Here is a 17,702-nt window from a genome sequence, read left to right on the forward strand (position 1 = left end):
CGCATCGTTTCCCGGGAGACCGCGCATGCGCGTGCCAGTCCTCTGCCTGATGCTCGCCGTGGCCGGCTCGGCCAGCGCGCAGATCTATTCCTACACCGACGCCAACGGCAAGACCGTCTACACCAACCAGCCGCCTGCCAACGTAGGCGCCAAACCGGTGCAACTGCCGCCGACCAACAGCATCGGCCCGCAGAAGCCGGTCGCCAGCCCAGGCAACGGCGCCGGCAACCCGAGCGCACCCTACGCCATCCTGGCCATCGGCAACCTGCCCGACGAAGAGGCCATGCGCGCAAACAACGGGACTTTCGACATCGAAGTGATCATCCAGCCGCAACTGGCACCGGGGAGCAGCCTGCAACTGCGCCTGGACGGCCAGCCTTACGGCGCGCCGAGCACTTCCACGCACTTCACCTTGGATAACATCGACCGCGGCGACCACAGCCTGTCGGTCGACGTGCTGATGGGCGATCGCGTGGTGCAGTCCAGCGCCCCGGCCAACTTCACCATCCAGCGCATCAGCACCAACAGCCCGGCGCGCACCAAGCCGACGCCGAGGGCGGGCGGTTGATGAGACACCTGATCTGCGGCCTGCTGCTCCTGGCCAGCTTCGGCACGAGCGCGGAGGTTTATACCTACATCGATCACGATGGCAACCGGGTCTTCACCGACCAGCCGACGCGCGGTAATGCCCAGCGTCTGAATCTGGCGCCCCCCAATGCCATGCCGAAGATGCCCGCCCCGCTCTACGCGCCCGCCGCCCCCGCGGAAGCGCCGGCGCCGCCGCTCTACCAGGTGCTGCGCATCCTGGTGCCGGAGCCCGACGCGACCATCCGCGCCAACGACGGCGAGCTGATCGTCAGCATCTCAAGCGACCCCAACCTGCTGCCCGGGCACTTCTACCGGCTCTACCTCGACGGCGTGCCGGTCGGAAAGCCCAGCCACAGTCCGGTCTTCCCGCTCCACAACCTGGATCGCGGCACCCACCAGTTGTCTGTGGAAATCCTCGACCAACGCGGCCAGACCCTCGAACAGACGCCGAACCAGCCCTTCCACATGGTCCGTGTTTCCGTCGCCGACAATCCGCCGAGCCCGGCGCCCTTGGTCGCGACCCACCCCTGAGCGAAGTCGCGCACCATATTGGTGCTTTAGCCTGCACCACTTTCTATACTCTCCCCATTTCAGGTCACGCCAGGCGCGCAGCATCCCGCCACTTTCGCCATATTTCCGCGCAATACGCCGCACGGCGCGACTTTTCAGGGCTTGGTTTGCTTTTTGCATTTCCCTGCACAACCTTGGAACCTCTGTCCGCCATGCCAACAGAATCCCAGCTCCGACTGCTCCTCGATAACCTCACCACGGCGGTGATTCTGCTCAACGCGGAACTGCGCCTGGAATACATGAACCCGGCCGCCGAGATGCTCCTGGCCGTCAGCGGGCAACGCAGCCACGGGCAGTTCATCAGCGAGCTCTTCACCGAGTCGCAGGAAGCCCTGCAATCGCTGCGGCAGGCGGTGGAAGAAGCCCACCCCTTCACCAAGCGCGAAGCGACCCTGACCTCCATCACCGGCCAGAGCATCACCGTCGACTACGCGGTGACGCCCATCCTCAGCCGCCGCGAAACCCTGCTGCTGCTCGAAGTGCATCCGCGCGACCGGCTGATGCGCATCACCAAGGAAGAGGCGCAGCTGTCCAAGCAGGAAACCACCAAACTGCTGGTGCGCGGCCTGGCCCACGAGATCAAGAACCCCCTGGGCGGCATCCGCGGCGCGGCCCAGCTGTTGTCCCGCGAGTTGCCCGACGAGGCGCTGAAGGACTACACCAACGTCATCATCGAAGAAGCCGACCGCCTGCGAAACCTGGTGGACCGCATGCTCGGCTCGAACAAGCTGCCGTCGCTGTCGGTGACCAACATCCACGAGGTGCTGGAGCGCGTCTGCAGCCTGGTGGATGCCGAGACCCAGGGCAGCATTCCACTGATCCGCGACTATGACCCGAGCATTCCCGACCTGCTGCTCGACCGCGAGCAGATGATCCAGGCGGTGCTCAACATCGTGCGCAACGCCATGCAGGCCGTTTCCTCGCAGAACGAGCTCAAGCTCGGCCGCATCACCCTGCGCACCCGTACCCTGCGCCAGTTCACCATCGGCCACACGCGCCACCGCCTGGTGTGCAAGGTCGAGATCATCGACAACGGCCCGGGCATCCCGGCCGAGCTGCAGGACACCATCTTCTATCCCATGGTCAGCGGTCGCCCGGACGGTACCGGGCTGGGGCTGGCCATCACCCAGAACATCATCAGCCAGCACCAGGGGTTGGTCGAATGCGAGAGCCATCCCGGGCATACCGTGTTCAGTCTGTTCCTGCCCCTGGAACAAGGAGTGCATTGACCCATGAGCCGTTCAGAGACCGTCTGGATCGTCGACGACGACCGCTCCATCCGCTGGGTGCTGGAAAAAGCCCTGCAGCAGGAAGGCATGACCACCGTCAGCTTCGAAAACGCAGACAGCGTCATCCATCGCCTGGGCCGGCAGCAGCCGGACGTGATCATCTCGGACATCCGCATGCCCGGTTCCAGCGGCCTCGACCTGCTGGCGCAGATCCGTGAGCTGCACCCGCGCCTGCCGGTGATCATCATGACCGCGCACTCCGACCTGGACAGCGCGGTGGCCTCCTACCAGGGCGGCGCCTTCGAGTACCTGCCCAAGCCGTTCGACGTCGACGAAGCCGTCTCCCTGGTCAAGCGCGCCAACCAGCACGCCCAGGAGCAGCAAGGCCTGGAAGCCCCGGCCAACCAGACGCGCACCCCGGAGATCATCGGCGAAGCGCCGGCGATGCAGGAGGTGTTCCGCGCCATCGGCCGCCTGAGCCACTCCAACATCACCGTGCTGATCAACGGCGAATCCGGTACCGGCAAGGAACTGGTCGCCCACGCCCTGCACCGCCACAGTCCGCGCGCGGCCGAGCCATTCATCGCGCTGAACATGGCGGCGATCCCCAAGGACCTCATGGAATCCGAGCTGTTCGGCCATGAGAAAGGCGCCTTTACCGGCGCCGCCGCGCAGCGCCGCGGCCGCTTCGAGCAGGCCGACGGCGGCACCCTGTTCCTCGACGAGATCGGCGACATGCCGGCCGACACCCAGACCCGTCTGCTGCGCGTTCTGGCGGACGGCGAGTTCTACCGGGTCGGCGGCCACACCCCGGTGAAGGTCGATGTGCGCATCATCGCCGCGACGCACCAGAACCTGGAAAACCTGGTGCGCGAAGGCAAGTTCCGCGAGGACCTGTTCCACCGCCTGAACGTCATCCGCATCCACATCCCGCGCCTGGCCGACCGCCGCGAAGACATCCCGGCGCTGGCCCGGCACTTCCTCGCCCGCGCCGCCCAGGAGCTGGCGGTGGAGCCCAAGCTGCTCAAGCCGGAAACCGAGGAATACCTGAAGAACCTCGGCTGGCCAGGCAACGTGCGCCAGCTGGAGAACACCTGCCGCTGGATCACCGTAATGGCCTCCGGCCGCGAGGTGCACATCGACGACCTGCCGCCGGAGCTGCTCACCCAGCCGCAGGACAGCGTGCCGGCGGCGAACTGGGAACAGGCCCTGCGCCACTGGGCCGACCAGGCCCTGGGCCGCGGCCAGTCGAGCCTGCTCGACACCGCCGTGCCGGCCTTCGAGCGGATCATGATCGAGACCGCCCTCAAGCACACCGCCGGCCGCCGCCGCGACGCCGCCGTGCTGCTGGGCTGGGGCCGCAACACCCTGACGCGCAAGATCAAGGAACTGGGCATGAAGGTCGACGGCCCGGACGACGAAGGCGACGACTGAAGCGCCACCAGAACAGCGAAGGGGCCTGCGGGCTCCTTTTATGCCTGCAGGAGCGGCAGCACCGCGCGTCTCTCGCTCCTGCTGTTAGTCTTCCAGAGAAACATCCGCGCACTCCGGACTGCCCCTTACAGGAGGCCGAGCAAAGCCCACGCAGAGGAGGTCATGCGACATGGATGTCGCAAGAGCCGTCGTGAGTACAGGGACGTGCTCTCGACGGCGGGCCTCCGGGTGCGTGGGAATGTGCGAGGGAAGTCCGGCTCTGCCGGACCCGTATGTCGGGGCAAGACCTTTGGTTACTTTCTGGCGTTTGAGAAAGTGACCCGCCCGAGGGGGCGGAACAAGAAACATCCGAACACGCCAAAGCGGCGCGCTACACCGAACCAAAGTTTCTGGGTGACTCGCTCCGCTCGCCCTTCGGGCCGCGCTAAAGCGCGTTCAGCGCAAGCGCTGTCCCGCGTTCGCGGGGACGACGGCGGTGGAAGCGAAGTGCGGGGCCGGGTCGAAAGCAAGGCTATTGCGCAGATACCCCCAGAACCTGTGGACAACCCTGTGAACAGCGCGGGGAACGATCGCCCCGCAGCCCTGCAGCGGCGGGCTTCGGCGCTGTGACGGATTTCTGTGCAAAGCCACATGCCCTTGCCCACAACAACTGTGCGCCCGCCTGTGGACAACCTTGGGATGGATGGCTGCAGCGCAGGCCCGGCCAGCGCTACAGCGGACTGATCAATCCGTACTCAGTCCATGGCGAAGCCGAGCTGGCGCCAGGCTTCGTAGACAGTCACGGCCACGCTGTTGGACAGGTTCAGGCTGCGGCTGTTGGGGCGCATCGGCAGGCGCAGGCGCTGTTCCGGCGGCAGCGCGTTGCGCACTTCCTCGGGCAGACCTCGGCTTTCAGGGCCGAACAGGAAGGCGTCGCCACGCTGGTACTCGACCTCGTTGAACGGGTGCGAGCCTTTGGTGGTGAAGGCGAACAGGCGCGGGTGGCCGAGGCTTTCCAGGCAGCTCTGCAGATCGGCGTAGCGCTTCACCTGGGCGTACTCGTGGTAGTCCAGCCCGGCGCGGCGCAGGCGCTTGTCGTCCAGCTCGAAGCCCAGCGGCTCGATCAGGTGCAGGCTGCAGCCGGAATTGGCGCAGAGCCTGATAATGTTGCCGGTATTCGGCGGAATTTCCGGTTGGAAAAGGATGACGTGGAACATGCAGCGCTCCGGGCCTGAGAACGGCCGGCATTCTACCCCCATGGCGGAGGAAGTGCGGCCCCGTCCGTGGCTGCGCGTGATTTCGGCGCTGGCGATCGGCGGCTTGATGATCGGGCTGATGATCGGCCGCGTGCTGGGCCCGACGCCCGGCGATCCGCGCCTTCTGGGCGCGCAGGAAGAGAACGGCGATCTGGTGGTGCGCTTCGACCAGCCGGCGAACGTACGCGCCGGCCAGCTGGAAGGCGCCCTGCGCCTGCAGGTGCGTGCCAGCGGCAGCCCCGCCGAAGGCCTGATGCGCCTGGACGGCCAGCCGCTGCGTTGGCGCATCGAGCCGCACGAGTCGGAATTGTGGATAACCCTGATCGCCACGGGCGCCTTGGTCGGCACCTGGGATAGCGAGGAAGCTCGGGGGGAATGGCGCCTGCGAATTCATCCACAGCTGCGCCCGGCGAAGTAAAGAAGGGGATTCCCCGGCCTGCCTGAACCGAGAGCCCCTGAAAGGGGCGGAGGCCGCATGGACCTCCGGGAATAAAATGGGGGTTTCCCCGGCCTGCCTGTACCAGGACCCCCGAACCGTCTGCGCCATCCACCGCCTCGATGTGCCGTGGCACGCGCCTTGTAAAAGAGGGGATTCCCGGCCTGCCTGTACCAGGGCCCCTGAACCGTCTGCGCCATCCACCGCCTCGACGGGCCGTGGTACGCGCCTTGTAAAAGAGGGGATTCCCGGCCTGCCTGTACCAGGACCCCTGAACCGTCTGCGCCGCCGTCGGCTAGAAGAGCCGTGGCACGCGCCATGTAAAGAGGGGATTCCCCAGCCTGCCTGTACCGAGGCCCCCGAAAGCGTTGGTAACTGGTCTATTGCAGGGGCTGTGCCAATTTCACGGAAACGCTCTCCAACAGCCCGCCCTAGAGGCTGCAGGCCAGAATTCACGCGGCCTTCAGCCCAGCGTCAGGCATGCCGCCCGCGCTGCCGGCGGTGGCAGAAGCGTCCGCAACGAATGGCCGAAAAGGCGCCCTGCTAGTGCACGCGCACCAAATTCGTACGCGCTAGAAGGCGGAGATACCCACAGCCTGCTTTCCACAGATGGGCTGGAGAAGCCTTGGGACGGCCTGTGGATGAATGGCTGGAAGCCCGGTGGGGCAAGGCCCGCAGCGCCCTGATCAAGAACGGCCCAGGGCAGAACGCAGGCAAAAGAAAAGGCGCCCTGGGGCGCCTTTCTTGTTCGCAGCGGACCTTACTGGACCGAAGGAATCTCGCCGGAAGCCTGCATGCGGGCGATTTCCTGGGCGTAGAGGGCGTCGAAGTTCACCGGCGAGAGCATCAGCGCCGGGAACGAACCGCGTACCACCAGGCTGTCCAGGGTCTCGCGGGCATACGGGAAGAGGATGTTCGGGCAGAAGGCGCCGAGGGTGTGGCTCATGCTGGAGGCATCCAGGCCACTGATCAGGAAGATGCCGGCCTGCTGCACCTCGACGATGAAGGCGGTCTCTTCCTTGTTCTTGACGGTCACGGAGACGGTCAGCACCACTTCGTAGAAGTCACCGTCCAGCTGCTTCTGGCGGGTGTTCAGGTCCATGCTGATCGACGGTTGCCATTCCTGGCGGAAGATTTCCGGAGCCTTGGGCGCTTCGAAGGACAGGTCGCGCACATAGATGCGCTGCAGCGAGAACTGCGGAGCGTTTTCTTGTTCGTTGGCGACGTTGCTAGCTTGCTCAGTCATTTCAGGACCTTCTTATGGCTCGTTTGCAGTAGTGATGGGATCACGCCGAAAGCAGCGTATCCAGCTTGCCCGCGCGTTCCAGCGCGTAGAGATCGTCGCAGCCACCGACGTGGGTGCTGCCGATCCAGATTTGCGGTACCGAGGTGCGACCGGCCTTGCGGCTCATTTCCGCGCGCAGGTCGGGCTGGCCGTCCACGCCGATCTCTTGGTAGGCCACGCCCTTCTTGTCCAGCAGCGCCTTGGCGCGGATGCAGAACGGGCACCAGGCCGTCGTATATATCAGAACCGCCTGCATTTCACTTCACCAGGGGCAGATTGTCGCCGCGCCAGGTGCTGATGCCGCCGGACAGCTTGGCCACGGTGTAGCCGGCCTTCGCCAGCACGCCGCACCAGGTGCCCGAATGCTGGCCCATGGAGTCGACCACGATGATGGTCTTGCCCTTGTGCTTGTCCAGCTCGCTCATGCGGCTGTTCAGCTTGTCCGAGGGAATGTTCAGCGCGCCGGAAATGTGGCCGCTGGCGAATTCCTTGGCGGCACGGATATCCAGAACCACGGCCTGCTCGGCGTTCACCATCGCGGTCAGCTCGCGGGTGCTCAGGGCACGGCCGGCGCGGCGCATCTCATGGACAGCCAGCAGGACGAGAATACCCAGCAGGGCACCGACCAGCAGGTAGTGGTGGGTGGCGAATTCGATCAGACGGGGGAGGAACGAAGGCATGGCGCAGGGCATCCACAGGTCAAAAATGCCGGCCAGTATACACGCGGCCTCCTGACGGCTGAACCCCGCGAAACATGGCGCCCGTCGCCCCCAGAAGGTAAAATGCCGCTCCTTTTCTGACCCCCGTTTTGGAAAGAGCCGCCCCTATGACCGCATCGCCCAAACCCCTGGTCCTGATCATCCTGGACGGCTTCGGCCACAGCGACAGCCCCGAGTACAACGCCATCTTCGCCGCGAAGAAGCCGAACCTCGACCGCCTGCTGGCCACCCAGCCGCACGGCCTGATCTCAGGTTCCGGCATGGACGTCGGGCTGCCGGACGGGCAGATGGGCAACTCCGAGGTCGGCCACATGAACCTCGGCGCCGGCCGTGTCGTCTACCAGGACTTCACCCGCGTGACCAAGGCCATCCGCGACGGCGAGTTCTTCACCAACCCGGTGCTGACCGGCGCTGTAGACAAGGCGGCGGGCGCCGGCAAGGCGGTGCATATCCTCGGCCTACTCTCCGAGGGCGGCGTACACAGCCACCAGGACCACCTGATCGCCATGGCCGAACTGGCCGCCCAGCGTGGCGCCGAGAAGATCTACCTGCACGCCTTCCTCGACGGCCGCGATACTCCGCCCAAGAGCGCCGAGCCCTCGCTGAAGCTGCTCGACGACACCTTCGCGCGCATCGGCAAGGGCCGCACCGCGAGCATCATCGGCCGCTACTTCGCCATGGACCGCGACAACCGCTGGGACCGCGTCGAAGCCGCCTACAACCTGATCACCGAAGGCACCGCCGAATTCTCCGCGGCCAACGCCGTGGAAGCGCTGAACGCCGCCTACGAGCGCGGTGAGAGCGACGAGTTCGTCAAAGCCACCCGTATCGGCGACGCCGTAAAGGTGGAAGACGGTGATGCCGTGGTCTTCATGAACTTCCGCGCCGACCGCGCCCGCGAACTGTCGCGCGCCTTCGTCGAGGCGGACTTCAAGGAATTCCCGCGCCAGCGCGCCCTGAAGCTGGCCGAGTTCGTGATGCTCACCCAGTACCAGGCGAGCATCCCCGCGCCCAGCGCCTTCAAGCCGGAGTCCCTGGACAACGTGCTCGGCGAATACCTGGCGAAGAACGGCAAGACCCAGCTGCGCATCGCCGAGACCGAGAAGTACGCCCACGTCACCTTCTTCTTCTCCGGCGGCCGCGAAGAGCCGTTCGAGGGCGAAGAGCGCATCCTCATCCCGTCGCCCAAGGTCGCCACCTATGACCTGCAGCCGGAAATGAGCGCCCCCGAAGTGACCGACCGCATCGTCGAGGCCATCGAGAACCAGCGCTTCGACGTGATCATCGTCAACTACGCCAACGGCGACATGGTCGGCCACACCGGCGTGTTCGAGGCCGCGGTCAAGGCCGTGGAGTGCCTGGACACCTGCGTCGGCCGCATCGCGGCCGCGCTGGAGAAGGTTGGCGGCGAAGCCCTGATCACCGCCGACCACGGCAACGTCGAGCAGATGGAAGACGCCATGACCGGCCAGGCGCACACCGCGCACACCTGCGAGCCGGTGCCCTTCATCTACGTCGGCAAGCGCAAGCTGAGCGTCCGCGAAGGCGGCGTGCTGGCCGACGTGGCGCCGACGATGCTGACCTTGATGGGCCTGCCGGTGCCGGCGGAGATGGGCGGCCACTCCATCATCACCCTGGAGTGACCCGCAGCACGGCACGGGCGGCGTGACGCTTTTCACTCGCCGCTCGCGCCGTGCAGCTTGTAACCAATTTTTTATGCATACTAGGCCGACCTTTTCTCCAGGTGCCCGCCACCCCATGCATCGCGCCCTCTCCTCCCTGCTGCTGATCTGTCTGCTGAGCCCGCTGGTAGCCTTCGCCGACGACCGCGCCGACACCCAGCGGCAGATCGAGCAGACGCAGAAAGACATCGCCGAGCTGAAGAAGACCCTCAGCGGCATCCAGGAAGAGAAGTCCGGGGTGCAGAAGCAGCTCAAGTCCACCGAGACCCAGATGGGCGACCTCGAGAAGCAGGTCAAGGCCCTGCAGGACGAGCTGGAGAAGAGCGAAAAGGAGCTGCAGCGCCTGGACGAGGAGAAAAAAAAACTCCAGGGCGCGCGCCTTGAACAGCAACGACTGATCGCCATCCAGGCGCGAGCCGCGTACCAGAGCGGGCGCCAGGAATACCTCAAGCTGCTGCTGAACCAGGAACATCCCGAGAAGTTCAGCCGCACCCTCAACTACTACGACTACATCAACCGCGCGCGCCTGGATCAGCTGAAGGAATTCAACGAGACCCTGCGCCAGCTGGATAACGTCGAGCAGGACATCGCCAGCCAGAAGAGCCAGCAGCTGGCCCAGCAGCAGGACCTCGAAGCCCGTCGCCAGCAACTGGCCGAGGCCCGTAAGGAGCGCCAGGAAGCCCTGGCCAAGCTGAACAGCGACTACAGCAGCGGCGACAAGAAGCTCAAGGACCGAGAGCAGGCCCAGGCCGAGCTGAACAAGGTCCTCAAGACCATCGAGGAAACCCTCGCCCGCCAGGCCCGCGAAGCCGAAGAGGCGCGCCAGAAGGCCCTCGCCGCGGAACGCGAGCGCGCCCGCCTGGAGCGCGAGAACGCCAAGAACGACGCCGACGTGAAGCCGAGCAAACGCGCCGACTACAGCGGCCCGCTGGTGGCCAGCGGCGCCGGTTTCGGCGGTGCCTTCGACTCGGCGCGCGGCAAGCTGCCCTGGCCGGTCAACGGCCGCATCCTGGCGCGCTTCGGCAGCCCGCGTGGCGACGACCCCCGGGCGACCTGGGACGGCGTGCTGATCGGCGCCAGCTCCGGCAGCCCGGTCCGGGCCGTGCACGGCGGACGCGTGGTATTCGCCGACTGGCTGCGCGGCGCCGGGCTACTGGTGATCCTCGACCACGGTGGTGGATACCTGAGCCTTTATGGTCATAATCAGAGTCTTCTGAAGGGCGCTGGCGACACGGTCAAGGCTGGCGATCCCATCGCCACGGTCGGCGCCAGCGGCGGACAGAACACTCCGGCGGTGTATTTCGCCATTCGTCATCAGGGTCGCCCGACGGACCCAACCATCTGGTGCCGCACGCAGGGATAGGCCGCGGACACGCCTTAGGAGCCCAACATGTCGCAACGCTTCCGTCTCATCACCCTGGCCCTGCTGCTCGGCGTCGGAGCGGCCCAGGCCGCCGGGACGCCGCCCGCCGCAGCGCCAGCCGCGGCCAACGGCAAGGAGGCGCCGCTGCCGCTGGATGAGTTGCGCACATTCGCCGAAGTGCTCGACCGGGTGAAAGCCGCCTACGTCGAACCGGTGGACGACAAGACCCTGCTGGAGAATGCCATCAAGGGCATGCTCAGCAACCTCGACCCGCACTCGGCCTACCTCGATCCGGAAGAGTTCGCCGACCTGCAGGAAAGCACCAGCGGCGAGTTCGGCGGCCTGGGCATCGAAGTAGGCACCGAGGATGGATTCATCAAGGTCATCTCGCCGATCGACGACACCCCCGCAGCAGCAGCCGGCATCCAGCCGGGCGACCTGATCGTGCAGATCGATGGCAAGCCGACCAAGGGCCAGTCGATGAACGAGGCGGTCGACAGCATGCGCGGCAAGGCCGGCTCGCCGATCACCCTGACCATCGTGCGTGGCGGCGGCAAGCCGTTCGACGTGCGCCTCAAGCGCGCCATCATCAAGGTCAAGAGCGTCAAGACCCAGCTGCTGGAGTCGAACTACGGCTACCTGCGGATCACCCAGTTCCAGGTCAACACCGGCGACGAAGTGGTCAAGGGCCTGGCGCAGCTGAAGAAGGACAACAAAGGCAAGCTCAAGGGTCTGGTCCTGGACCTGCGCAACAACCCCGGCGGCGTGCTGCAGTCCGCAGTGGAAGTGGCCGACGCCTTCCTCACCAAGGGCCTGATCGTCTACACCAAGGGCCGTATCGCCAACTCCGAGCTGCGCTTCAGCGCCGACCCGGCAGACCCAAGCGAAAACGTACCGGTGGTGGTGCTGATCAACGGTGGCACCGCCTCGGCGGCAGAAATCGTCTCCGGTGCCCTGCAGGACCAGAAGCGCGCGATCCTCATGGGCACCGACAGCTTCGGCAAGGGCTCGGTGCAAACTGTGCTGCCGCTGAACAACGACCGCGCCCTGAAGCTCACCACCGCGCTCTACTACACCCCCAACGGCCGCTCCATCCAGGCCCAGGGCATCGTCCCGGACATCAAGGTCGAGCGCGCCAAGGTGACCCGCGAGCAGAGCGACTTCGAAGGCTTCAAGGAAGCCGACCTGCAGGGTCACCTGGCCAACGGCAACGGCGGCAAGGACCGTCCGACCCAGCCCGGCAAGGCCCCGGAAGCCGCGCCGCAGGACAGCGACTTCCAGCTGAGCCAGGCCCTCAGCCTGCTGAAAGGACTCAGCGTCAGCCGCGGCAACTGACCCATGCGCCAGGCACGGCTGCTGTTCGGCCTGTGCCTGGCCGCCCTCCTCGGCCCGGCACAGGGCGTCGCGCAACCGCTACTCAGCGTGGTGATCGACGACCTCGGGCAAAACCTTCCCCGCGACCGCCAGGTCTTCGACCTGCCCGCCCCGGTGGCCATGGCGATCATGCCGGACACCCCGCACGCCGCCGAACTGGCCCGCGAAGCGCACCAGCGCGGACGCACGCTGCTCCTGCACCTGCCGATGGACCCGGCCGGCGGCCCCTACGCCTGGCGCCCGGAACTACCGCCCGCGGAACTCTCCCAGCGGCTCGCCGCCGCACTGGCGGCAGTGCCCTACGTGCAGGGTGTGAACAACCATGAAGGCAGCCGCATGACCGCCGACCGCGCCGGCATGGGCCTGCTGATGCAGGACCTGCAGCAGCGCCATCTGTTCTTCCTCGACAGCCGCACCAGCGCCGCCACCGTGGCCGCCGCCGAAGCGCAGAAAGTCGGCCTGGCGAGCCTGTCGCGCGACGTGTTCCTCGACGACCAGCCAGACGAAGCGGATGTCGCCCGCCAGCTACAAGTCGGTATCGAACTGGCACGCAAGCAAGGCACGGCCCTGCTGATCGGCCATCCGAAGCCGGCCACCCTCAAGGTACTGGCGCGCGAGCTACCGAAGCTGAAGGCCGCCGGCGTGGAACTCGTGGAGCCGAATCTGCTGATCGCCGAGCGCGGCAACCGCGCCATGGCCGCGCACGGGAAGAACGGCATCTACCGCTGACGCCCGCGAAACGCCTTTCCTGTAGGAGCGAGCTTGCTCGCGAACCAACCCCGCAGCGAGGCCGTTCGCGAGCAAGCTCGCTCCTACAAAGGCGCCTTAGAGGTAGTTCTTGGTGATCTGCTCGACGACTCCCTCGGCGCGCATCTGGTCGAGGGCCTTCTGCAGGCGCTGCACCACCTCGTCGGGAGTGTCCTTGTTCAGTGCGAGGTAGAGTTCGCCTCGTTGAAGCGCAGCACCGTCTGCAGTCCGGTCACGCCTTCCTGCTTGGCCAGGTAGCGGCCGACGGGATCGGTGGTGGCCCAGAGGTCGATCTGCCCGTTCACCAACTTCTGCACGTTCTCCTGGTCGCGCAGCGCGTTGAGTACCGGGATGCCCTGGCTCTCCAGCGACTGGCTGACGGCATCGTTCTTGTAGGCGCCGAGCTTGTAATGGCCGGCTTCCTTGATGTCTTTCAGCGCGGTGATCTTGCTACCCGGCGCGGCAAGCACCACCCAGCCGGTCTTGGCCAGCGGCCCTACCCACTTGAACAGCGGCACCCGCTCGGGGGTGTAGGTAGTGGAGAACAGCCCGTAGTCCGGCCGATCGAGGGTCAGCTTGTACAGGCGGTCCCAGGGAAAGCGCAGGCTCAGGGTGTAGCCGATGCCGGCGCGCTTGAACATCTCGCGGACGATATCGGCGCTGATGCCGTCGATGCCGTCGTCGCGGGCGAAGTTCTTGTCGTCCACCGCCATGTTGAACGGCGGGAAGTTCTCGGTGAGCAGCACCACCTTGTAGTCGGCGGGCAGCTCGGCGCGGGCCGAGGCGGCCCCCAGCAGCAGCCCCAGGAAGAGGCCGCAGGTCTTGAGTTTCAGCATGGTCATACCGCTCGCTTGGTTATCGTTATGGCTAGCGGCATCCCTGCAGGTTGGACGTACTTCCCGACTCGTCCACCATCCCTGGAACAGCACCGGCAACGCCGGCTTTCGAGGCGCCGCTCCCCACGAGCGGCGCCGGCGAATCACAGATAGCTCTTGAGCACCTCGTCGACGTAGCCTTCGGCGCGCATCTTGTCGAGCGCGGCCTGCAGCTTCTGCACGACCTCGTCGGGGGTTTCCTTGTTCAGTGCCAGGAACAGCTGGTCGCTGTTGAAACGCAGCGCAGTCTTCAGGCCGCTGACGCCCACCTGCTTGGCGAGGTAGCGCCCGGCCGGATCGCCGCTGGCCCAGAAGTCGATCTCGCCGCTCTGCAGCTTCGTGGCGTTCTCCTGGTCGCGCAGCACCAGTTGCGGCTCGAAACCGTGCTGCTTGAGGTACTCGGCCATGGCGTCGCCCTTGTAGGCGCCGATCTTGTAGCGCTTGGCCTCGTCCAGGGTCTTCAGGGCAATGGTGCTGTCGCCGCGGGCCAGCAGGACCCAGTCGTCAGGGCCGATCGGGCCGACCCACTTGAAGGCGCTCTCGCGCTCGGGCAGGCGCGCGGTGGAGAACACGCCGTAGCCGGGCTTCTCCAGCGCCAGCTTGTAGATGCGGTCCCAGGGGAAGCGCAGGGTCATGCTGTACTTGATGCCGGCGCGCTTGAACATCTCGCGGACGATGTCCACCGCGATACCGTCGATGTTGTCTTCCTGGGCGAAGTTCTTGCCGTTGATGGCCATGTTGTAGGGCGGGAAGTTCTCCGTCAGCAGCACCATGCTGTAGTCGGGGTCCACGTCCGCGTGCGCTGCACCGGCCAGCAGCAGCGAGCAAGCCAGCAGAAGGCGTTTCAACATCGAGAAAAGTCCTAAGAGAAATCCGAAGGCGCGAAGCTTATCGCAAGTTTGCCAGCATTGACGCTTGCATCTTTCGGACCGCGTCACGCCTTGCGCAACGCTCTGCCACGCCCATTGCGGGAAGTGGAAAGACACGGGGCCCGGCCGCCTTGCAGCAGACCGGGCCCCGGTCGAAGATTGCGCGCCGACAGTGCGGCGGCAGCCCTCAGCGCACCACGATACCGCGGCTGGCCAGGTAGGCCTTGGCCTCGGGAACGCTGTATTCGCCGAAGTGGAAGATGCTCGCGGCGAGCACCGCGTCGGCCTTGCCTTCGAGGATGCCGGCCGCCAGGTGCTCGAGGTTGCCGACGCCGCCGGAGGCGATTACCGGCACGTTCACCGCTTCGCTGATGGCACGGGTGACACCCAGGTCGTAGCCGCTCTTCACGCCGTCCTGGTCCATGCTGGTCAGCAGGATTTCACCGGCACCCAGGCCTTCCATCTTCTTCGCCCACTCCACCGCGTCGAGCCCGGTGGGCTTGCGGCCGCCGTGGGTGAAGATCTCCCAGCGCGGCGTTTCGCCAGGGCCGGAAACCTTCTTGGCATCGATGGCGACCACGATGCACTGCGAACCGAAGCGCGCGGCGGCTTCGCCGACGAACTCCGGGGTGAACACCGCGGCGGTGTTGATCGAGACCTTGTCCGCACCGGCGTTGAGCAGGTTGCGGATGTCCTGCACGGTGCGCACGCCACCGCCCACGGTCAGCGGGATGAACACCTGGCTGGCCATGCGCTCGACGGTGTGCAGCGTGGTATCGCGGCCGTCGACGCTGGCGGTGATGTCGAGGAAGGTGATCTCGTCGGCACCCTGCTCGTCGTAGCGGCGAGCGATCTCCACGGGGTCGCCGGCGTCGCGGATGTTCTCGAACTTGACGCCCTTGACCACGCGGCCGTTGTCCACGTCGAGGCAGGGGATGATGCGTTTTGCCAGTGCCATGTCAGTGCTCCCGCGGGTTCAGGCTCAGCCCTTGAAGGCGTCGCAAAGCGCCTGGGCTTCGGCGACGTCCAGGGTGCCTTCGTAGATGGCACGGCCGGTGATGGCGCCAACGATGCCCGGGGTGCGGGCGTCGAGCAGCTTCTGGATGTCGCCCAGGTTGTGGATGCCGCCCGAAGCGATCACCGGGATGCGCGTGGCGTTGGCCAGGGCGGCGGTGGCTTCGACGTTGCAGCCCTGCATCATGCCGTCCTTGGAAATGTCGGTGTAGACGATGGCGGAGACGCCGTCGGCCTCGAAACGCTTGGCCAGGTCGATCACCTGCACTTCGCTGACTTCAGCCCAGCCGTCGGTGGCGACGAAACCGTCCTTCGCGTCCAGGCCGACGATCACCTTGCCGGGGAAGGCGCGGCAGGCTTCGCCGACGAATTCCGGCTGCTTGACCGCCTTGGTGCCGATGATCACGTAGCTGACGCCGGCGCGGACGTAGTGCTCGATGGTCTCCAGCGAACGGATGCCGCCGCCGATCTGGATCGGCAGGTTCGGATAGCGCTTGGCGATGGCGGTGACCACCTCGCCGTTGACCGGCTTGCCTTCGAAGGCGCCGTTCAGGTCGACCAGGTGCAGACGGCGGCAGCCGCCCTCCACCCATTTGGCAGCCATGGATACCGGGTCGTCGGAGAAGACAGTGGCGTCTTCCATCAGGCCTTGGCGCAGACGCACGCAGGCGCCGTCCTTCAGATCGATTGCGGGGATGATCAGCATCGGTTGAACCTGCTCGAATCCAAGTCGTGAATAGGGTCGGGTCAGCTCTTCTCGAGCGCCCACAAGTCGCTTTCGATGCTCTCGAACCTGTCTTTCAGGTGCGCCTGCACATCGACGATCGCCTTGTTGTAGAACAGCGGGCCGAACTCGCGCATGAAGTAGTCCAGCGCTTCCTCGGCCTCGAACGCGCCCAGCTCCAGCTCGAAACGATCCTCGAGAAAGCGCTTCAGCGCCTGGCTCGCCGCCTGCCGCTGGGCGGCGTCGAGTTCGAGGATCGACGGCTTTTCGCGGCGCGCCATGGAATTACCAGCGGCCATCCCAGGCCACGAAGTTCTGCAGCAGCTGCAGGCCGTGGGTATGGCTCTTCTCCGGGTGGAACTGCACGGCGAAGCGCGAACCTTCGGCCAGCGCGGCGGCGAAATCACGCCCGTAGTGACCGCGACCGACCACCTGGCGCGGATTGCCGGCCTCGATGTAGTAGCTGTGCACGAAGTAGAAGCGCGCTTCGTCCGGGATCTCGTGCCACAGCGGATGGTCGAGGGTCTGCTTGACCTGGTTCCAACCCATGTGCGGCACCTTCAGGTGCTCGCCGTCTTCATGCAGGTCCTTGCCGAAGAAGCGCACCTGGCCGGGAAACAGGCCGATGCAATCGACACCGTCGTTCTCTTCGCTGCGCTCCATCAGCGCCTGCATGCCGACGCAGATACCGAGGAAGGGGCGGTCCTGGCTGACTTCGCGCACCAGGCTGTCGAAGCCCAGGCGCTTGATCTCGGCCATGCAGTCGCGGATCGCGCCGACGCCGGGGAAGACCACACGGTCGGCCTCGCGAATGGTCGCGGCGTCGCTGCTCACCAGCACGCGACCGGCGCCCACGTGCTCCAGCGCCTTGGACACCGAGTGCAGGTTGCCCATGCCGTAGTCGATGACGGCTACCGTCTGCATTACAGGCACCCTTTGGTGGACGGCATCTGGCCGGCCATACGCTCGTCCAGCTCGATGGCCATGCGCAGCGCGCGGCCGAAGGCCTTGAACACGGTTTCGATCTGGTGGTGCGTGTTGTGCCCACGCAGGTTGTCGATGTGCAGGGTTACCTGGGCGTGGTTGACGAAGCCCTGGAAGAACTCCATGAACAGGTCGACGTCGAAGCCGCCGACGCTTGCGCGGGTGAAGGGCACGTGCATCTGCAGGCCGGGACGGCCGGAGAAGTCGATGACCACGCGCGACAGCGCTTCATCCAGCGGCACGTAGGCGTGGCCGTAGCGGCGGATGCCCTTCTTGTCGCCGATAGCCTTGGCAAAGGCCTGGCCGAGGGTGATGCCGATGTCTTCGACGGTGTGGTGATCATCGATATGCAGGTCGCCCTTGCACTCGATGTCCAGGTCGATCAGGCCGTGACGGGCGATCTGGTCCATCATGTGCTCGAGGAAGGGTACCCCGGTATCGAAACGGGCCTTGCCCGTGCCATCCAGGTCGATGGACACCTTGATCTGGGTTTCCAGGGTGTCGCGCGCGACTGTCGCCTTGCGTTCGGCCATCACCAGCTCCACAGCTAACACAGCACTTAATTATAAGAGGG

The 17,702-nt window shown here is 65.8% G+C and carries 19 protein-coding genes and 1 pseudogene; 9 read left to right on the forward strand and 11 right to left on the reverse strand.

Going from position 1 to position 17,702, the window contains the following annotated elements:
* Nucleotides 1-25 precede the first annotated feature (25 nt).
* From PKB_RS26675 to ntrC, 4 genes are all read left to right on the forward strand, one after another.
* Entirely contained in the window at nucleotides 26-568 is a 543-nt protein-coding gene (locus PKB_RS26675) for a DUF4124 domain-containing protein (RefSeq protein WP_043256054.1), read from the forward strand.
* A complete protein-coding gene (locus PKB_RS26680; protein WP_371364101.1) occupies nucleotides 565-1,119 on the forward strand; it encodes a DUF4124 domain-containing protein in 555 nt (184 codons plus the stop codon). Before PKB_RS26675 ends, PKB_RS26680 begins: the two co-directional genes overlap by 4 nt.
* Nucleotides 1,120-1,310: 191 nt before the next feature.
* Nucleotides 1,311-2,387 (forward strand): nitrogen regulation protein NR(II), encoded by a 1,077-nt coding sequence (gene glnL, locus PKB_RS26685; protein WP_043256056.1) that lies wholly within the window; start codon nucleotides 1,311-1,313, stop codon nucleotides 2,385-2,387.
* A gap of 3 nt (nucleotides 2,388-2,390) precedes the next feature.
* Entirely contained in the window at nucleotides 2,391-3,821 is a 1,431-nt protein-coding gene (ntrC, locus tag PKB_RS26690; RefSeq protein WP_043256058.1) for a two-component system response regulator NtrC, read from the forward strand.
* 734 nt (nucleotides 3,822-4,555) lie between these two features.
* Here ntrC and trmL read toward each other — a convergent pair.
* Nucleotides 4,556-5,017, reverse strand: coding sequence for a tRNA (uridine(34)/cytosine(34)/5-carboxymethylaminomethyluridine(34)-2'-O)-methyltransferase TrmL (gene trmL, locus PKB_RS26695; RefSeq protein ID WP_043256059.1), 462 nt, complete (start codon nucleotides 5,015-5,017; stop codon nucleotides 4,556-4,558).
* On the opposite strand from trmL, the gene PKB_RS26700 reads away from it, so the two are divergent.
* On the forward strand, nucleotides 5,016-5,474 hold the full coding sequence (locus PKB_RS26700; protein WP_043256061.1) for a hypothetical protein: 459 nt from the start codon (nucleotides 5,016-5,018) through the stop codon (nucleotides 5,472-5,474). The genes trmL and PKB_RS26700 overlap by 2 nt on opposite strands.
* A gap of 778 nt (nucleotides 5,475-6,252) precedes the next feature.
* Here the strand turns inward: PKB_RS26700 and secB are convergent.
* Genes secB through PKB_RS26715 form a run of 3 tightly spaced genes read right to left on the reverse strand, consistent with a single transcriptional unit; the run spans nucleotide 6,253 to nucleotide 7,457 of the window.
* The gene (gene secB / locus PKB_RS26705; protein ID WP_043256063.1) at nucleotides 6,253-6,738 is read right to left on the reverse strand and encodes a protein-export chaperone SecB; all 486 of its coding nucleotides are present in this window, start codon (nucleotides 6,736-6,738) and stop codon (nucleotides 6,253-6,255) included.
* A 40-nt stretch (nucleotides 6,739-6,778) separates the two neighbouring features.
* Complete coding sequence (grxC, locus tag PKB_RS26710) at nucleotides 6,779-7,033, reverse strand: glutaredoxin 3 (RefSeq protein ID WP_043256065.1); 255 nt, start codon at nucleotides 7,031-7,033, stop codon at nucleotides 6,779-6,781.
* A 1-nt stretch (nucleotide 7,034) separates the two neighbouring features.
* Complete coding sequence (locus PKB_RS26715) at nucleotides 7,035-7,457, reverse strand: rhodanese-like domain-containing protein (RefSeq protein ID WP_043256066.1); 423 nt, start codon at nucleotides 7,455-7,457, stop codon at nucleotides 7,035-7,037.
* Between the two features lie 146 nt (nucleotides 7,458-7,603).
* Between PKB_RS26715 and gpmI the strand changes: the two genes are divergently transcribed.
* The 4 genes from gpmI to PKB_RS26735 all read left to right on the forward strand — a co-directional run bounded on the left by gpmI (nucleotide 7,604) and on the right by PKB_RS26735 (nucleotide 12,644).
* A complete protein-coding gene (gpmI, locus tag PKB_RS26720) occupies nucleotides 7,604-9,139 on the forward strand; it encodes a 2,3-bisphosphoglycerate-independent phosphoglycerate mutase (protein WP_043256068.1) in 1,536 nt (511 codons plus the stop codon).
* Nucleotides 9,140-9,254: 115 nt separating this feature from the next.
* Nucleotides 9,255-10,541 carry a murein hydrolase activator EnvC family protein gene (locus PKB_RS26725; protein ID WP_043256069.1) on the forward strand — a complete coding sequence of 429 codons (1,287 nt, stop codon included), beginning with the start codon at nucleotides 9,255-9,257 and terminating at the stop codon, nucleotides 10,539-10,541.
* 27 nt (nucleotides 10,542-10,568) lie between these two features.
* Nucleotides 10,569-11,876, forward strand: coding sequence for a S41 family peptidase (locus tag PKB_RS26730; protein WP_043256071.1), 1,308 nt, complete (start codon nucleotides 10,569-10,571; stop codon nucleotides 11,874-11,876).
* A 3-nt stretch (nucleotides 11,877-11,879) separates the two neighbouring features.
* The gene (locus tag PKB_RS26735; RefSeq protein ID WP_043256072.1) at nucleotides 11,880-12,644 is read left to right on the forward strand and encodes a divergent polysaccharide deacetylase family protein; all 765 of its coding nucleotides are present in this window, start codon (nucleotides 11,880-11,882) and stop codon (nucleotides 12,642-12,644) included.
* A gap of 96 nt (nucleotides 12,645-12,740) precedes the next feature.
* Here PKB_RS26735 and PKB_RS26740 read toward each other — a convergent pair.
* The 7 genes and pseudogenes from PKB_RS26740 to hisB all read right to left on the reverse strand — a co-directional run bounded on the left by PKB_RS26740 (nucleotide 12,741) and on the right by hisB (nucleotide 17,661).
* Nucleotides 12,741-13,498, reverse strand: a pseudogene (locus PKB_RS26740) (substrate-binding periplasmic protein).
* A 143-nt stretch (nucleotides 13,499-13,641) separates the two neighbouring features.
* Nucleotides 13,642-14,388, reverse strand: a complete 747-nt coding sequence (locus PKB_RS26745) for a substrate-binding periplasmic protein (protein ID WP_043256073.1) — start codon at nucleotides 14,386-14,388, stop codon at nucleotides 13,642-13,644.
* Nucleotides 14,389-14,593: 205 nt separating this feature from the next.
* Complete coding sequence (gene hisF / locus PKB_RS26750; RefSeq protein WP_043256076.1) at nucleotides 14,594-15,364, reverse strand: imidazole glycerol phosphate synthase subunit HisF; 771 nt, start codon at nucleotides 15,362-15,364, stop codon at nucleotides 14,594-14,596.
* 24 nt (nucleotides 15,365-15,388) lie between these two features.
* Nucleotides 15,389-16,126 carry a 1-(5-phosphoribosyl)-5-[(5-phosphoribosylamino)methylideneamino]imidazole-4-carboxamide isomerase gene (gene hisA / locus PKB_RS26755; RefSeq protein WP_043256078.1) on the reverse strand — a complete coding sequence of 246 codons (738 nt, stop codon included), beginning with the start codon at nucleotides 16,124-16,126 and terminating at the stop codon, nucleotides 15,389-15,391.
* Between the two features lie 41 nt (nucleotides 16,127-16,167).
* A complete protein-coding gene (locus tag PKB_RS26760) occupies nucleotides 16,168-16,425 on the reverse strand; it encodes a DUF2164 domain-containing protein (RefSeq protein ID WP_043256080.1) in 258 nt (85 codons plus the stop codon).
* Between the two features lie 4 nt (nucleotides 16,426-16,429).
* Nucleotides 16,430-17,068 (reverse strand): imidazole glycerol phosphate synthase subunit HisH, encoded by a 639-nt coding sequence (gene hisH, locus PKB_RS26765; protein ID WP_043256082.1) that lies wholly within the window; start codon nucleotides 17,066-17,068, stop codon nucleotides 16,430-16,432.
* Nucleotides 17,068-17,661 (reverse strand): imidazoleglycerol-phosphate dehydratase HisB, encoded by a 594-nt coding sequence (gene hisB, locus PKB_RS26770; protein ID WP_043256084.1) that lies wholly within the window; start codon nucleotides 17,659-17,661, stop codon nucleotides 17,068-17,070. The genes hisH and hisB overlap by 1 nt, the downstream gene beginning before the upstream one ends.
* Nucleotides 17,662-17,702 lie beyond the last annotated feature (41 nt).

The organism is Pseudomonas knackmussii B13 (assembly GCF_000689415.1).
Lineage (GTDB): Bacteria > Pseudomonadota > Gammaproteobacteria > Pseudomonadales > Pseudomonadaceae > Pseudomonas > Pseudomonas knackmussii.

Bases quoted from the DNA above. Each gene is read 5' to 3' on its own strand.
- hisB (WP_043256084.1), bottom strand. From the start codon at position 17,661: ATGGCCGAACGCAAGGCGACAGTCGCGCGCGACACCCTGGAAACCCAG.
- PKB_RS26730 (WP_043256071.1), top strand. From the start codon at position 10,569: ATGTCGCAACGCTTCCGTCTCATCACCCTGGCCCTGCTGCTCGGCGTC.
- glnL (WP_043256056.1), top strand. From the start codon at position 1,311: ATGCCAACAGAATCCCAGCTCCGACTGCTCCTCGATAACCTCACCACG.
- grxC (WP_043256065.1), bottom strand. From the start codon at position 7,033: ATGCAGGCGGTTCTGATATATACGACGGCCTGGTGCCCGTTCTGCATC.
- PKB_RS26725 (WP_043256069.1), top strand. From the start codon at position 9,255: ATGCATCGCGCCCTCTCCTCCCTGCTGCTGATCTGTCTGCTGAGCCCG.
- trmL (WP_043256059.1), bottom strand. From the start codon at position 5,017: ATGTTCCACGTCATCCTTTTCCAACCGGAAATTCCGCCGAATACCGGC.
- PKB_RS26675 (WP_043256054.1), top strand. From the start codon at position 26: ATGCGCGTGCCAGTCCTCTGCCTGATGCTCGCCGTGGCCGGCTCGGCC.
- hisA (WP_043256078.1), bottom strand. From the start codon at position 16,126: ATGCTGATCATCCCCGCAATCGATCTGAAGGACGGCGCCTGCGTGCGT.
- PKB_RS26735 (WP_043256072.1), top strand. From the start codon at position 11,880: ATGCGCCAGGCACGGCTGCTGTTCGGCCTGTGCCTGGCCGCCCTCCTC.
- PKB_RS26745 (WP_043256073.1), bottom strand. From the start codon at position 14,388: ATGTTGAAACGCCTTCTGCTGGCTTGCTCGCTGCTGCTGGCCGGTGCA.
- PKB_RS26700 (WP_043256061.1), top strand. From the start codon at position 5,016: ATGCAGCGCTCCGGGCCTGAGAACGGCCGGCATTCTACCCCCATGGCG.
- hisH (WP_043256082.1), bottom strand. From the start codon at position 17,068: ATGCAGACGGTAGCCGTCATCGACTACGGCATGGGCAACCTGCACTCG.
- PKB_RS26715 (WP_043256066.1), bottom strand. From the start codon at position 7,457: ATGCCTTCGTTCCTCCCCCGTCTGATCGAATTCGCCACCCACCACTAC.
- secB (WP_043256063.1), bottom strand. From the start codon at position 6,738: ATGACTGAGCAAGCTAGCAACGTCGCCAACGAACAAGAAAACGCTCCG.
- ntrC (WP_043256058.1), top strand. From the start codon at position 2,391: ATGAGCCGTTCAGAGACCGTCTGGATCGTCGACGACGACCGCTCCATC.
- hisF (WP_043256076.1), bottom strand. From the start codon at position 15,364: ATGGCACTGGCAAAACGCATCATCCCCTGCCTCGACGTGGACAACGGC.
- PKB_RS26760 (WP_043256080.1), bottom strand. From the start codon at position 16,425: ATGGCGCGCCGCGAAAAGCCGTCGATCCTCGAACTCGACGCCGCCCAG.
- gpmI (WP_043256068.1), top strand. From the start codon at position 7,604: ATGACCGCATCGCCCAAACCCCTGGTCCTGATCATCCTGGACGGCTTC.